The sequence below is a fragment of the Tardiphaga sp. 813_E8_N1_3 genome (assembly GCF_051811025.1).
Classification (GTDB): domain Bacteria; phylum Pseudomonadota; class Alphaproteobacteria; order Rhizobiales; family Xanthobacteraceae; genus Tardiphaga.
Genome location: NZ_JBPWQE010000001.1, coordinates 669,202 through 684,116, shown reverse-complemented (window position 1 = coordinate 684,116; position 14,915 = coordinate 669,202). Strand labels below are relative to the sequence as shown.

Below are 14,915 nucleotides of genomic sequence, written 5' to 3'. Positions count from 1 at the left end.
GCGATCGATTCCCACTGACAGGAGCAGCTCTCGAACCGAAACGCGGACTTCCTCATCATCATCGACCGCTTTCGCCGCGGCGTTCAGGCGGTTCAGCGGCGCGAACCCGACCGAGTAGCGTCGGCGACCGCGTTAGCAGCAATTGCTCTTCAATCACGTCAATCGCTCTTGGGCAATTACCCATCTGCTTCGCTAGTTGATTGGTGTGCCTACGCCAACGAAAACGGAGAGGACCATGAGCAATTTATTCGAACCCTTCGCCATGGGCGGGCGCCAGCTCGCCAACAGGATCGCCATGGCGCCGATGACTCGTTCGCGTAATCCAGACGGCGTACCCAATGATCTCAACGCCGTCTATTACGGTCAGCGCGCTGATGCGGGCCTGATCATCACCGAAGGCACGCCTATCTCCCCGACCGCCGAAGGTTACCTGTTCATCCCGGGCCTCTATACACCGCAGCAGGTGGCTGGCTGGCGCAAGGTGACAACTGCTGTCCATGCGAAGGGCGCCGCGATCTTCTCCCAGATCTGGCATGTCGGCCGTGTCAGCCATGTGTCGAATCAGCCCGGTGGAATCGCGCCGGTCAGCTCGACGGGCCAGATCGCCAGGAATTCGCAGGCCTGGGGCCTGACCGAGGACGGAACGCCAGGCGCGGTCGACGCATCGACGCCGCGGGCGCTGACCACCGGCGAAGTCTATGGCGTGATCGCCGACTTCGCAGAGGCTGCCGCCAATGCGATCGAGGCGGGCTTCGACGGCATCGAGTTGCACGGCGCCAGCGGCTATCTGATTGAGCAGTTTCTCAATCTCGTGGTCAATGACCGCACAGACGAGTTCCGCGGCGACACGCTGAAAGGGCGCACCCAATTCGTGCTGGCGACGATCGACGCCGTCATCGCGCGCATCGGTGCCGAGCGGACCGCTATCCGGGTGTCGCCCTATAGCGGCTTGTTCGACATGGCCCAGTATCCGGAGATCGAGGAAACCTACCTCTATCTCGCTGACGAGCTTTCCAAGCGCAACCTTGCCTATGTCCATCTGATAAATCAGAGGTCACGCGGCAGCTTTGCGCTCCCGCCCGAATTCCTCGCCAAGTTCCGCGCTCACTACAAGGGTGTGCTAATCTTGGCGGGCGGCATGACCCGCGAGGGCGCCGAACAGCTCATTGCCGATGACCTGATCGACATCGCTGCTTTCGGCGAGGCGTTCATCGCCAATCCTGATTTGGTCGAGCGCCTGAAGAACGACTGGCCGCTGACCCCCGCGAACCGCGCTCACTACTATGGCGGCAGCGCAGTTGGCTACATCGACTATCCGACCTATGACGATCGGCAGCTCGGTCGCCCCGGTGCTGGCAAGCAGCGAGTATAAGGTTCGCGGGCTTGTTCGCACGCCCGCAAAGTTCGAGGCTGCGACCTGTCCTTAAGGATAGGGTTTCTGATCATTCGAAGTGCCGTACCATTGATTGGGACAGTGGCTTGGACGCAGCGCCGGCAAACGCACAAGCCTGGAGAAACTGTGTTCAGGGCTCGATCGGTTCTGGAGGCTGCGACTCGATAGGCTCGGTGATGGGCAATCAATCGGTCCCGGCGGAAGTCTGTCGATTGCTCCGGGCGGAGGCTTAGCCCCTGATCGCGATTGGAGCCGCGGATTGGACCCCCAGGACGATTGGGAGAGACAACAACGACGACTAGTGCGTGCCGCCATGGGCGCGGTGGGGTAGGCCGGCTTAATTCTCATCTCTGATATTGTGGCGGCCTCGCCTCGACTTTATGAACTTGGCGTGCAGAGTGAAAGTCCGCATTCGCAATGATTTTCCCGGGTATTTTTGGCAGGCGTGCGGTGTTCGATCGGATCCGGGAAGTGTGCGACCAACGGCTTGTCCGTAAATCCCGGTATCCGAACCTATCGAGATGCGCAGCGAGCGTCTCGCGAACGCTGTCGGCTCCCGATGTCGTCCGCAAATTCGCATTGCTGCTTCCGCTCGCGGCGGCTTTGTCCGGATGCGTGGCTTCCGCGGCCTTCATGCCTTCGCTTCCGGATAGCGCCCACGTCGAACAATTTCAGGGCATTCCGCACGCCCGCTTCCTGACGGACGCCGCCGGTCGACCCGAATGGGAGCGCGAGGCGAGGGCTGCCTGGGCGCGCCGGACCGCTTTCTTGCGCTCTCATGGGCGCGTCGGATGGACGGAGACCGTGCTCGCGCTTTCCGGCGGAGGGCAGAACGGAGCGTTTGGCGCCGGAGTCCTGGCGGGCTGGACAGCGAAAGGCGACCGGCCGGAATTCGACTACGTGACAGGCGTCTCCACCGGCGCCCTGATCGCGCCGTTCGCGTTCCTGGGACCGGCCTACGACGCCCGATTGCACGAACTCTTTACGTCGATCGACGAGGATTCGCTGATTCACAAGCGCTGGTTCGGCGCCGCCCTCACGGACGACTCCCTGTACGATACCACCCCGTTGTTTACGAAGATCAAGGCCGCCGTCGACGAGGAGATGATCGCGCGCATCGCACGCGAATATCGGAACGGACGCTTGTTGCTGATAGCAACGACGAATCTCGTCGCCGCGCGACCGGTGTTCTGGAATATCGGGGCGATCGCCGACAGCGGCAACCCTCAGGCTCCGACACTCATCCGCAAGATACTGCTCGCATCGGCCGCGATCCCGACGCTCTTCCCGCCCGTAACCATCGAGCTGGAATCCGAGGACGGTGTCGTCCGCGAGCTACACGTCGACGGCGGGACGACCGTCGGCCAGTTCTTGTATTCGCCGACCCTTCATTTGCGCGAGGGGCCGAGACCGCAAGGCGCCTCGAACCGCATCCTGGCCTACGTGATCCGCAATGGACGCCTACATCCGAAGCCCAAGCCGGTGAAATTGAATGCGTTGGACATCGCCGAACGGGCGGTGATCACGCTCACCTCATCGCAAGGCTTGGGCGACCTCTATCGCGACTTCGAACTCGCGCGACGGGACCGAGTGGAGGTCAAGTACACTTCGATCGGTGATGTTTTTTCAGAGGACGAGCCCGACGGCTCGCTTTTTGATCGGAAATACATGAACACGCTCTTCGAATACGGCTTTAAGGCCGGACTCTCGGGTTCGGAATGGATCTCGACGCCTCCGGGCTTCGACAAGTGAACAACGTAGCGTGTGGTGTTCCACATTATCTATGAAGCTGTTTCATAGATGGAGAGCGCGAATGATCGCGATCACGGCACCTGGTGCGACCGTGCAGCAATAGGCGCGGAAACAAGGGGAATGGCGATAGTTGTGGGGCATTCGCCGACGGCCTGCTTGACCCCGGAGCAAGCCCGATACATATCGGCCAAGCGAGCGGCTACGCTCGTTCTGGCCATCATACGCTTTGCACGGATAAAACCTATGAGCACGTCCAACGACGATCGTTTGCCGCCCGCCAACACCGGCAATCTCGAGGCCGATCATGCCATCAACGCCGAGATTTCATACTTCAACCGCACAGGGAATATGTTGGCGCTTTGGGCGGTGTTGGACGTGATCGCTAAGTTTGGCGTCACCGTTCCGACCGATGTTGTGAATGAATTTGCAAAGATCGGCGCGAAGATGGTTGGTCACGCGTTAAAGGGCACGATCGGCGCGCGTGATCTTGCTGCTGACCTCGTGCTCGGGACGCGGAATTCATCTGGTGGATCCGTGTTCAAGGACTACGCAACACATGCGACGTCCCGCGCTATCATCCAGCGCGTGCGACAGTTATTGCTCCAAGACCTCGAAGATCGGCAGAGCACTCCTGGCGCGTCCTCTTATGGTGTCCAAACCCGCGTCTACGAAAAAGTCGCCGAGGAATTCGGCAAGGAACTGGAGACGATCAAGCGCCTGTTCGAAGAGGATGATAAGGCGGCCGAAGTTTTCGGATACGGGGTCCTAAAGCGGAAGATCAGCGGCGTTGCCGATATATGAGTAACTAAATGGAGAATGCTAATTTGAATTATTCTCCGGCCTAAATTGGATAAAGCGTCGATGAAGGAAGCCACCACCTCTAACCTATGTTATTGATTTTATTGATGTTTTTCTTTTGCCGCCGGCGCAACAGCCAAAGTACCCATTTTCCCGCTATCCGGTTGCCACCAACCTTGCCAGCTCCGAGGCCACGCTTGCCTCGGGTCTCGGATCCGATCGTTATGGCGGAACGGCTTTGGCCAGCCGATGGCCGCATAAAGTAGTGGAGGTCCTCGACCTACGGCTTCCCGATGCGGCAGACGTTCCCTGGGGGACACTTGCCGCCATTGTCGATCTTCCCGACGAGGGCGAAATGTTGTTCATTGCCGCTACGGCGGCGTGGCGATTGCATGCAGAGGCCGCGCGTGAGCGCCAGGCCGCGGCGATCAGCGATCTCGATGCACGTCACCGACGGACACTTCCGACCATTATTGCCGGTGATTTCAATGCAGGGCCTGACGCCGCGAGCATCCGCTACCTGATGGGCCGTCAATCATTGGGTGGACCCAGCGTGCTCTATCACGATGCTTGGTCCGGTTCGGGAGCAGAAGGGACATAGCACCAGATCTCCAGTGCTCGCTCGAAAGAGAGGGCGGTTGCCTGGGCGATGTCGCTGCGTTGCTTCAGATCAAGGAAAAGCTGCGCATACAGTCCGGAATCATGTGTCAGGTAGCATCCGCTCCGGATGACGACCTGTAGCCGGCGATCTACATGGTCGGAATCTCGAGATAGAGATCTCCGAATTACAGATGCGCGCTGGTGCGCGTAGGTCAATCTGCCATCATGGGATCTGGTGCGGGCATCGTGGTCCAGAAAGTTGGACGTTGCCTCGCGAGGCTCGCCTATAAGCGTTCGTAGTCCAGATATCTGGACTTCGATCGCAGGCCTCGGCCTGATTGCGGTGATCTTTCGCCTTGGTTTCCGATGCATCGAATGGGAAGCAAACGTCAGTTAGCTTCCGCAATCGCGCGCTCACTTACCCTGCGATTCCAGATGCGTCACATGTGACGGCGTCACGTGTGCGCTCGAATCCTGGAACGCCCCCCGTTACTTCCCCACTTCTGTAACGGAAAAACTTAGATTCACGCCCGGCGCCGCTCGCCGTCGCGGCGATGCCGGATTCTGCGATCCGCAAGCTTTCTTTGCCGTCGACGTCAGTGAACGGCTCCATGTGGGGTGCCAGCAGCGCCATCACGGCACTGGGGACCTCGTAGCGGAGGGCGCTGGCGTATAGGGTTATGACAGACCTTCCGTCGCCAGCGACTATGGCGTGGCGGTTGCGGAGCTGCCGGTCGCCGCGGCTGCAGTAATCTGACGAGAAGCTGAAGCGCAGGCGGCCGCGGCAAGCTGGCGGGGAACTTAAGCGCAGGTCCTAGATGAAGGATCGTCGGTACCGGCCGTGCAGGCGGTGCCAGTGGCGCGCTCATGATCCTGCGGCCTTCCTCGTCGTACTGCGCTTCCGCCACCGGTTCCGGCGCGCGCAGGCCTCGGCTCCGCAGGTCTCGGTGCCGTTGGCTTCGGCGTCGCCTCAACAGTCGGCACTACGGCCGGCGCGGGATTCGACCGCTTGATCATTGGGAATCCCCCGATGCGTCCTCCGTGAGAATCTCTCGGATAATCGCTTCCCACGGCTCGAAATGCGCGGTCTTGACGTCGAACGGCTCGCTGTCGGCGCCGAAGATCACTGGCCTCTCGATCTCCGTCTGGCTGATCTCGTTAGTCGCTCGCATGACCGAGCGGGCGATGTTGCAGACGTTATCTGCGCGCTCCTGCAGTCTCGCGGCATGTGAGTGGAGTCGCTCGATCAGATCTGCGTCGAGCGCCTTGATTTCGAGGAAGGCAGATCGCGGTCGACCATAGCCCGCAGATCGCGCTTCTTGCACCCGAGAAGCGCCGCGGCAGCAGTGCGCCATCGCGATCCATCGGTCGCGCGGAAGGTGGACGCCAGCCGCTGCCAGTGAGCTGTGTTGGGCCAGCGCTGTCTCATGTGACTTCCCTCATGATGCAGGAGTCGATACCATCGCGGCGGCCGCGCTCGAGTCCTCGCGCGTGACCCGCGCGCCAGGCGATGATCAGTGTAGCAATGTGCTCACGTGGATACGTCGCAGAGAACACCAGGATCATGGCGCCGCCCTCGGTGCAGATCGTCACGAAACCGCGCTGCGTGTCGGCGTCGACGGCTCGGCGGACCGTATAGGTGTCGCCAGCGACGGTCAGCGTGTGCTCGCTGACGGTCAACGGTGGTGACTTTGGCTTACCCGTTCGAATTGAGATGACATTCGAATCCATTATGCGCACTCCAGCTGGTTCTGCTTGATGCACTTCACGCAAATGCGATTGCCGGCGTGCGACGAGAAGAACGGCCTAGTACACGTCATGCAGGGGCGCCGCTTCGCGCCGGGCTTGGCCATGCCAAGTCGCGAAACCTGAGTCCATATCGCCTTCGGCGTGCGGCCGAGCGCCACGCCCATCTCCGCGACCGATGGCCTGGCAACGCTAAAGTACATGCTGGCGAGCAGCAGATCATCCTGCTCGGTCCAGCCCTCCCCCTTGTGATCATTCACCCTGCTGGGGTTGACCGCGCAGTCATCGGTGGAGGCTGGCGCGTAGCTCGATGTCGGCTGCGTAAGGCTCATTTCGGATCCTTCTTGGTGATGGCACGGCCCATCTCCTGCGCGAATACCCTTTCCGCTTTTGCGATCTCACGGGCCCGACGGTGACTGGCGATGCGCTCTCGAGCCATCAACATCATGAGCCTGTCATCGATGCTGCTCGCCGGTGGCTTCTTTTCACAAAGATAGCGGTAGAGCGTCGACCGACCGATGCAGAGTCCACGCGCGATGTGAATTCGCCAGCGACCGAGCGGATAGATCTTCTGGGCGACCCACTTGATGCGGCCCGCCTGCGAACTGGGGACGTCTTTCGGAGAATTCGACAAGGGTTGCTTCCACGGTTTATAGGCAACATTGGCATGCGGTAACGTCAGACCGACACCAAAAACGTGCCAAAGTCAAGGGGCGCTAGTTGGGGTCTTCACCGTGAGCGCAGTTTTGCCTCTTGCAGCTTTCCGGCGTTGGATATCCGCGCCAACAGAGGAGGCTGTCATGTTGAAGGCTGTTTTTTCCGCCATCGCGTCCGCGCTGAAGTCCTTCGGACGCATGTTCGGTCGCATCGCGACCGCGCCATTTCGCATGCTCGACGGGGTGCTCGGAGGCGGCGGGCCGGACGTGCCTCCGGCACCGGAAGTATCGGCTGAGGCCGACGACGTGCCGCGGGTGGCACCGGACCACAAGCGTCTGTACGAGCAACTGCCGCTGGATGTGATGCAATGGTGCTGCGACAGCCTTGTTGCAGGCGAACAGGCATCGATGCCGCCGAAGATGCCGCGGTCGATCGCGGCGTGGCTGAACGGCCTCACTCGCGACGAGTGTATCGCGCTCGCTTGTGCCGATAGAATAAGCGTTTCTGACCATATACGCTGCTACGATCTGGTGGCTGGTGTCCGGAGCGTACAGCCGCTCGATCGTCTTGAATGGCCGCCGGAGCCTGGTCTCGCACCCGATCAGGGCTCCGGCGGATTTCTCAGCGTCCTCGCTGACGCAGGTACTGCGACATGGTCAGCCGCAGGTCCAGCTCCCTGATGGTCAGGGCCTGGTCTCTGATCGTCGCATCGCGACGCCCGAGTTCGATGCTCTGGTTATCGATGCGTCGTTGCAGCGAACGGATAGTAACGTCGCGGCTCTGCACGACGTCCACCATGCCGCGCTCGCGGCGGGCAACGGCGAGGCTGCGGATGCCCGCGCCAATCGCGCCGGCGATCGTGGCGGCTCCGCCGACGGCGCCGACGGTGAAAGCCTGCTGGTCGAATCCGGTGTGGCTGTCTCCTGCCATGCTTGATCTCCTCTTCGAGGTTTTTCGGACACATTGTGTGTCACATGTTGCCTTTGTACGTAGCATGTGTTAACGGAGCGTATTGTCCAATCATTGCATTCGATGGACTGGCGTTTTTCCTGGAGGATCATCGTGCGCGTAGCCGTCATCAGCGATGTTCACACCGACATCACGCACAACGGCTATGAGCCGCCGCTCGATGTCGACGCTGATCTGGTCGTCGTCGCGGGTGATGCCATGGCGCCTGCAACGCTGGCGCTGCCTTGGCTGCGAAAGGCGTTCGGGCCCGATCTTCCGATCATCTACGTTTTGGGCAACCACGATTTCTATTCGGACCACCGCAGCGCGGACACGAAGACGACGTGGGAGTGGCAGCGCGAACATGCGCCACGCGTCGCGGCCGAAAACGGCATCACTCTGCTAGATGACCAGGCCGTCGTAATCGAAGGCGTCCGCTTCATCGGGGCCACGCTTTGGACCGACTTCTCGGCGCGACCGCCGTACGTCAGCTTCGACGATGCCGTTCGCTCGGCCGCGAAGGCTATGAACGACTACAAGCTGATCAAGACCGGTCGCGGCAGGTCGAAGGATACATTGCGTCCCCGCGACACCGTCAATGCGCACAAGATCTCTCGTGCATACATCAAGCGCACGCTTGAGGAGCCGACCGAGTGCGCGGAGACGGTGGTGATCACACACCATGCTCCAAGTTATCGCAGCCTTTTGAACAAGGGTCTCTCGTTCACCGATCTCGATTGGTGCTACGCGTCCAACCTTGAGACCCTGATGCAGGGACCGAACGCCCCATCGCTCTGGATCCATGGGCACATTCACCGAAATCAGGACTACGTGGTCGGCAACACGCGTGTGATCGCGAACCCGCGTGGATATCCGACGCGTTTCGTTCCGAATGCACCGCGCGAAAATCCGGATTTCGATCCGCATCTCGCCATCGAGGTCGGTGTGGATCTGACGCCGGCGATGAGGATTTGAGATGGCAACTTTTCTTATCGCCGATCAACACTACGGCCATTCTGCCATCATCCAGATGTGCAATCGCCCCTTTGGCGACGTTCACGAAATGAATGAGGCCCTGGTCGCCGGACACAACGCAGTCGTCGCAAAGGACGACACGGTCATCATGTTAGGTGATTTTGCGCACAGGTATCCGGCGGCGAAGCTGCCGCTCTTATTCGGTAGCTTGAACGGTCACAAGCATTTGATCCGCGGCAACTACGACGACAAGCACACGCTCGCGCTGCCGTGGGAGAGCGTCCGCGACATCGCTTACGCGAGCATCGACAGTCAGAACGTCGTCCTATGTCATTACGCGCTTCGGACGTGGCCGAAGATTCGAAAGGGCGCGCTGATGCTACACGGCCACTCGCATGGCAGGCTGCCTGGCAACGTGCAGTCGTGCGACATCGGCGTCGATGTGATGGGCTGGTCTCCGGTGCGCTTGTCGACGATCAAAGAGCACCTCGCGACGCTGCCGGTGATGAACAATCCCGAAGCGCGCGACGACATCGAGGACATGGATGTCGGAGGGCTGAAGCTGTGAGCGTCGACAGCCGGCATCCATCCAGCATGACAGGCGTTCCATCGGCAAGGCTGCGCGACTGGCGGCGCCATGGATTCATTCCGAAGTCCCGCAGGGTTCCAGCGTGGTGGGTAGCCGAGCGAGTCCTGCAGCATCTGGACGACAGATCATTCAAAGACGCCATCGAAGTCGCCGACCACATGGGTGAGATTCCGTGGGAGGTCCTGCGTTGCTGCCGTAAGCTGGCGTCGGCGGGGTCGCGTCGAAGAAGGACAAGGTCCTTTGAAACAACGTTTTCCGGCGCCTGTGATTGCACGCGACTTCTGTCGGATCGTGGATCAAGCGGCATTATTCGTTGCGCGGACTCCTTCTCCGTGAAGATAACGGCGTATACTCCCCCATAGAGATTTGCCGAGCGAGCCCCCCAATGACCGCCTACCGTTTTGTCCATGCCGCCGACGTCCACTTGGACTCGCCTTTGCGATCACTGGCGATGCGCAACCCCGAGTTGGGCGCCCTCGTCGGGAACGCCAGTCGTCAGGTGTTCGCGCGGATCATCGATCTGTGCCTCGATGAGCAGGTACAGGCGCTCATGCTGTCAGGCGACCTATATGACGGCGAACAGACATCGATGAAGACGGCTCGATTCCTGGCCGACCAGCTTCGTCGACTGCACACCGCCGGAATCAAGGTGTTCATGATTCGTGGGAACCACGACGCGCTCTCGAAGATAACCCGGCAACTGGTTCTGCCCGACAGCGTGCACTTGTTTGAAGCGCGCGGCGAGGCCATCGCGGTTGATCGTGACGCCAAGGACAGACAGGTTGTGGTCCATGGCCTCAGCTTCGCCAAACCACAGGCCCCTGAAAGCCTGCTAAAGAAATATCGGCCGCCAACCGAAGGCGCGATCAACATTGGCCTTATGCACACCAGTCTCGATGGGTCGCCTGGCCACGACGTATACGCGCCCTGCAGCGCCAGCGACCTGGCGAGTTCCGGCTTCCGTTATTGGGCTCTGGGCCACATACACAAGCGTTCGGCGATTCACGGCCAGGGCGCCTGCAGCATCGTCATGCCCGGCATTCCGCAGGGACGCGATGTGGGAGAAAGCGGTCCGAAATCGGTGACGCTCGTGAGCGTGATGGATGACGGCGCCATAACGCTGGACGAGCGCATCGTCAGCGTGGCGCAGTTCGAACGTATCGATGTCGACGCCTCCGGCATATCTACATGGAGGGAATTGGCATCCGGAATTGAGGCAGCGCTGGGCGACGCTCTCGGAAAATCGGCTTCCGAACATCTCGTCGCGCGCCTATCCGTTTCGGGCATAACGCCGCTGGCATGGACAATCCGACGAGATGCCGACCTTCTCCGGACGGAAGCAGAAAGTCGTTCGGCGGCATTGGGCAACGTCTGGATCGATAAGCTTGAGATCGACTGTCGACGACCGACGACCGTCATGCTGAGCGAAAGTGCGGATCCCGTCGAAGAACTAAAGAAAGTCATCGCGGACGACATCATCGATTCCGAGGGGTTCCAGGCCGAGGCCCGCGACATCGTGGAAAAGCTGCTCGATCAATTGCCACCCGAATGCCGGCGGACGTTGATCCCGGACGATGACGGTCTTGCGGCTCGGGTGAGGCAACTATCCGAGGAAGGCTCCGAGGAGGTTCTTGCCCGGCTCGCGGCGACCGACGACGACGGCGCACGACGATGAGAATCCGGACACTCGGCCTGCGACGCTACGGGCGATTCACCGACACAACGATCGACTTCGGCGTGGGAGCGGAGGGTGAGCCCGACCTCCACATCGTCTATGGGCCGAACGAAGCGGGAAAATCTACCGCGATGTCGGCATGCGTGGATCTGCTGTTCGGGATCCAGCCACAGAGCCGCTACAACTTCCTTCACCCCTATCCGACCATGCTGATAGAAGCGGAAATCGAACAGGCGAGCGGCATGCGCGCCGTCTCAAGGATCAAACGCCCGCAGAACAGCCTTCTGGATCAAGGCGGTCAACCTATCCCGGAGGCCGTTTTGCTTGGCGATCTGGGCGGTCTTGACCGCGGTGCCTATCAGACCATGTTCTGCCTAGATGATGAAACGCTGGAGGCCGGCGGCGAAAGCATCCTTGCCAGCAAGGGGGAGCTCGGACATCTGTTGTTTTCCGCGACCGCGGGGCTGGCGGGCGTCAGCCATCGATTAGAGTCGACGCGAAACGAAGCGGACGCCTTCTTCAAGGCAGGAAAACGGTCGGGGGCCCTAGTCGACCTCAAGAGGGATCTCGTCACGCTCAAGGATGCGCGCGAGAAGATCGATACGTTGGCGGGCGAATTCGCCCGGCTACTGGCTGAACGCGACCAAACGACCAAGGATTACGATCTGGCGATTGCCAGTCGCGGCCGCACGCAGGCCAGGATCGACGAGATCCGGCGGTTTCTCGGCGTCCTACCGCGTCTGGTGACTCTGCGCGCTCTCCGCAGCGAACTCGAATCGCTCGTTCCGCTGCCGACCGCCCCGGAGGCCTGGTTGAATGAACTGCCGGAGCTGGCAAACCGGCAGGTGAAATTGGCAACACAGGTTCAGACCGCCTCGACTGAGATGTCTGAACTGCAAGGATTGCTGGACGATCTCACGGTCGACGCCGCAGCGCTGGGACTCGTCGGCCAATTGGACGTTCTGGCGGATCTGCGAGCACGATACGTGACGGCGGAGAAGGACCTTCCCGACCGCCGCCTCCGGATGGGGCTGGCGGAGCAGGCGGTCGCGACGATTCTAATGAGGGTCAGCCGATCGACCGAGGAGGAACCCAGGAACCTGGTACTGACCGCGTCGACGACCGGACAATTGCGCGACCTTGTCGAACGTCGCTCCGGAATAGACGCGTCTCTCATCAGTGCCAAGAACGAGGTCGCCAAGGCACGCGCCGCGCTGGCGGATGCCGGAGATCAGACTAAAGGGATCGCGGCAGAGCGGGACGAGGCTGCTCTGCGAGCGCTTGCGGTCGCTATCGGCACTGCCCGCGAAAGCGATGCGACCGCAAGGCAGCGTACGGTGCAACGCGCTCTTGCCGAAGATACGGCGCAATTCGCAGACCGGGTGCTTGAATTGCGCCCGTGGACCGGCGATGGCGATGCTCTTCTCGCACTACCGACCCCGGGCACGGAGCGGCTCGAGGCCTGGATTGCCGAAGAGTCCGAAATCCTGCGTGAAGCGTCCATCCGGCAGAGCGAAGTCGATCGGCTCGAGGCCGAGATCACCTTGCTTGAGGCACGGCTCGAAGCGCTCGGCACGGGCATGGGGCCCATCAGTGACCTGCACGCCGCAGCGGCTCGTTCGGCCCGAGAAACCGCCTGGGCGACCCACCGGAGAACACTCGACGATGCCACGGCAGGCATCTTCGAGGGCGCCATGCGCGAGTACGACCGGATCTCCGAACAAAGATTCGGCCATACGACAGGCATTGCCGACATGAACCGCGTCATGCTGGATCGGGTGGAGCGAAGGGTTGCCCTGGATCAAGCGAAGACATCGATGGAGAAGATTGGCCGGCGCCGCGAGGCGCTGGATGCCGAAATAGCCGCAGCCACGTCGTTAATGGTCCCCGGCATCGGTGGTGATGTTCGCGCTGTCGATCTCAAGCTTTGGATGCACAAGAGGGAGCGGGCGCTCGATGTGCGCGCACGGGTCACGGCATCACAACGCGAACTGGATCAGGTGCGCGACGAGGCGGTGGCCACAAGAATGCGTGTGGAGAAGGCGTTGCGTGCCGCTGGCGTGCCGTTCGCCATAGAGGACGATCTTGCCTCGCTCATTGCCGCCGGACAGACCGTTCTCGATGACGAGACAGGCGTTAGAGCACGACGCAAGGTCGTCGCCGACCGATGCCGTGATCTGGCGTCTCGGGAGAAGGAGCTCGATGCGGTACGGTACGTCGATAACGACTGGACGTTGTCGTGGAAGAAGCTCGTTTCCACGACGTGGCTCGGTGATCACCCTGAAATTCCAACGGTGGCTGCCGTGAAGGAGACGTTGGAAGCCGTGACCGAACTGACGTCGGCGCTCGATAAGAAGATGGAGCTGACGGATCGCGTGGCGAAGATGGAGCGCGACCAGTCTCTGTTCCGTACCGAGGTCGACCGGCTCGCCAACGCCATGGGACTCGAGACCAGATCCACCGACCCGCTCGGACGCTGGCAGGAGGTGACCGACAGGATCAAGGAAGCAGTGAAGACGCGCGACGAAAGGCGGATATTGGAAGAAAGGTTCGCGTCCGCGAAAGTCAAATTCCGCGCGCTTTTGGACGAGCTTGCGGAAGCTGACGCTCAGGCGTCGAAGATGACGCAATATTTCGGCGTCGACTCGCTTATCGAAGTGGAAGGATGTCTGCGCATGGCCGCACGCAGAGCAGAACTTCAGCAACGATTGTTCGAAGCGGAACGTGAAGTAATCGACGCCGTGCGGTTGCAAAGCGTCGCGGAGGCCGAGACGAAGCTCGATGCCCTGGATAGGCTGTCGCTAGAGGCCGAACTGGTGGAGCAGAAGGCGCGGCTGGAAGACGAGGACTACCGGACCCAAGATTTGTTCTCGATACGGAGCAAGGCGGAAGACCGGATCGGCGCCGTCGGCGGCGACGCCGCTGTCGCAGCCTTGGACGAGAAACGCCGCACGACCCTGCTCGAGATCGAGGACAGGGCACTTGCCTACCTGAGGCTGTGTCTGGGTTCGGCGGCGGCGGACAAGGCACTGCATGCCTATCGAGATCGTCATCGCAGTTCGATGATGACCCTCGCCTCGGAGTCGTTTTCGCTCATCAGCCGTGGCGCCTATACGCAACTGGTCACGCAGCCTGCCGGTGACAGCGAGCTTCTCATCGCAAACGGCTCAGACGGAAGTTCAAAGATCGCCTCGGAGCTCTCCAAGGGCACGCGCTTTCAGCTTTATCTGGCTTTGCGGGTGGCCGGCTATCATGAGTTCGCGAAGTCCCGTTTTCCCGCCCCGTTCCTTGCCGACGACATCATGGAGACGTTCGACGACTTCCGCGCCGAGGAGGCGTTCAGGTTGCTCACGGGAATGGCCGCAAGGGGCCAGGTCGTCTATTTCACGCACCATCGGCACCTTTGCGATATCGCGAGGTCGGTCGAGCCGCGCGTGAAAATTCACCACCTTCGGCGTGAGACGTCGGAAGTTGGCGAATTGGGCACGTCGACTGCTCCGCAGTCGCTCGCGTAGACCTAATGTCCAAGCACCTGAGGCGAAATGCTCCGTCGCGGAAGGCTTACGGTAGACATCAGCCATCTACTGATGTCGAATCCTCCGAAGTTCTACTACGAAAGTAGCCCCGGCGGAGAAGTCTCGGAACAATCGAGATTCTAGATAGCGCTGGGGAAAGCCAGAATTATGGTGACTTTCTCGACTGCTCGTCCGCCGGGTTGCAAACCACCGCAAATACGTGAAACGTCGCGATCATGGCCCACAGCGGGCCAAAGCTGTGCCGCT

At 60.8% G+C, this 14,915-nt stretch carries 14 protein-coding genes; 9 read left to right on the top strand and 5 right to left on the bottom strand.

All coding sequences use genetic code 11. From position 1 onward, the window contains the following. Positions 1–235: 235 nt before the first annotated feature. The 4 genes from AB8A33_RS03200 (at position 236) to AB8A33_RS03185 (ending at position 4,544) form a co-directional block, all read left to right on the top strand. Positions 236–1,372: an alkene reductase gene (locus AB8A33_RS03200; protein WP_439091395.1), complete on the top strand. Its 1,137-nt coding sequence runs from the start codon at positions 236–238 to the stop codon at positions 1,370–1,372. A 600-nt stretch (positions 1,373–1,972) separates the two neighbouring features. Continuing rightward, a complete protein-coding gene (locus AB8A33_RS03195; RefSeq protein ID WP_439091394.1) occupies positions 1,973–3,145 on the top strand; it encodes a patatin-like phospholipase family protein in 1,173 nt (390 codons plus the stop codon). A gap of 243 nt (positions 3,146–3,388) precedes the next feature. After that, entirely contained in the window at positions 3,389–3,946 is a 558-nt protein-coding gene (locus tag AB8A33_RS03190) for a hypothetical protein (RefSeq protein WP_439091393.1), read from the top strand. A gap of 115 nt (positions 3,947–4,061) precedes the next feature. Continuing rightward, positions 4,062–4,544 carry an endonuclease/exonuclease/phosphatase family protein gene (locus tag AB8A33_RS03185; protein WP_439091392.1) on the top strand — a complete coding sequence of 161 codons (483 nt, stop codon included), beginning with the start codon at positions 4,062–4,064 and terminating at the stop codon, positions 4,542–4,544. A gap of 1,012 nt (positions 4,545–5,556) precedes the next feature. Here AB8A33_RS03185 and AB8A33_RS03180 read toward each other — a convergent pair. The 4 genes from AB8A33_RS03180 to AB8A33_RS03165 all read right to left on the bottom strand — a co-directional run bounded on the left by AB8A33_RS03180 (position 5,557) and on the right by AB8A33_RS03165 (position 6,923). Beyond that, complete coding sequence (locus tag AB8A33_RS03180) at positions 5,557–5,898, bottom strand: hypothetical protein (protein WP_439091391.1); 342 nt, start codon at positions 5,896–5,898, stop codon at positions 5,557–5,559. 70 nt (positions 5,899–5,968) lie between these two features. Beyond that, entirely contained in the window at positions 5,969–6,274 is a 306-nt protein-coding gene (locus tag AB8A33_RS03175) for a hypothetical protein (protein WP_439091390.1), read from the bottom strand. Further along, complete coding sequence (locus AB8A33_RS03170; RefSeq protein ID WP_439091389.1) at positions 6,274–6,621, bottom strand: hypothetical protein; 348 nt, start codon at positions 6,619–6,621, stop codon at positions 6,274–6,276. Before AB8A33_RS03170 ends, AB8A33_RS03175 begins: the two co-directional genes overlap by 1 nt. Then, positions 6,618–6,923, bottom strand: coding sequence for a hypothetical protein (locus tag AB8A33_RS03165; protein ID WP_439091388.1), 306 nt, complete (start codon positions 6,921–6,923; stop codon positions 6,618–6,620). Before AB8A33_RS03165 ends, AB8A33_RS03170 begins: the two co-directional genes overlap by 4 nt. A gap of 166 nt (positions 6,924–7,089) precedes the next feature. Between AB8A33_RS03165 and AB8A33_RS03160 the strand changes: the two genes are divergently transcribed. After that, the gene (locus AB8A33_RS03160) at positions 7,090–7,626 is read left to right on the top strand and encodes a hypothetical protein (protein ID WP_439091387.1); all 537 of its coding nucleotides are present in this window, start codon (positions 7,090–7,092) and stop codon (positions 7,624–7,626) included. Here AB8A33_RS03160 and AB8A33_RS03155 read toward each other — a convergent pair. Beyond that, positions 7,568–7,876: a hypothetical protein gene (locus tag AB8A33_RS03155; RefSeq protein WP_439091386.1), complete on the bottom strand. Its 309-nt coding sequence runs from the start codon at positions 7,874–7,876 to the stop codon at positions 7,568–7,570. The two genes, AB8A33_RS03160 and AB8A33_RS03155, sit on opposite strands and share 59 nt — an antisense overlap. A gap of 132 nt (positions 7,877–8,008) precedes the next feature. Here AB8A33_RS03155 and AB8A33_RS03150 point away from each other — a divergent pair, with 132 nt between their 5' ends. The 4 genes from AB8A33_RS03150 to AB8A33_RS03135 all read left to right on the top strand — a co-directional run bounded on the left by AB8A33_RS03150 (position 8,009) and on the right by AB8A33_RS03135 (position 14,648). Next, positions 8,009–8,869: a metallophosphoesterase family protein gene (locus AB8A33_RS03150; RefSeq protein WP_439091385.1), complete on the top strand. Its 861-nt coding sequence runs from the start codon at positions 8,009–8,011 to the stop codon at positions 8,867–8,869. 1 nt (position 8,870) lies between these two features. Further along, positions 8,871–9,437 carry a metallophosphoesterase gene (locus AB8A33_RS03145; protein ID WP_439091384.1) on the top strand — a complete coding sequence of 189 codons (567 nt, stop codon included), beginning with the start codon at positions 8,871–8,873 and terminating at the stop codon, positions 9,435–9,437. Between the two features lie 406 nt (positions 9,438–9,843). After that, positions 9,844–11,133 carry a metallophosphoesterase family protein gene (locus tag AB8A33_RS03140; protein WP_439091383.1) on the top strand — a complete coding sequence of 430 codons (1,290 nt, stop codon included), beginning with the start codon at positions 9,844–9,846 and terminating at the stop codon, positions 11,131–11,133. After that, the gene (locus AB8A33_RS03135) at positions 11,130–14,648 is read left to right on the top strand and encodes an AAA family ATPase (protein ID WP_439091382.1); all 3,519 of its coding nucleotides are present in this window, start codon (positions 11,130–11,132) and stop codon (positions 14,646–14,648) included. Before AB8A33_RS03140 ends, AB8A33_RS03135 begins: the two co-directional genes overlap by 4 nt. Positions 14,649–14,915: the final 267 nt, after the last annotated feature.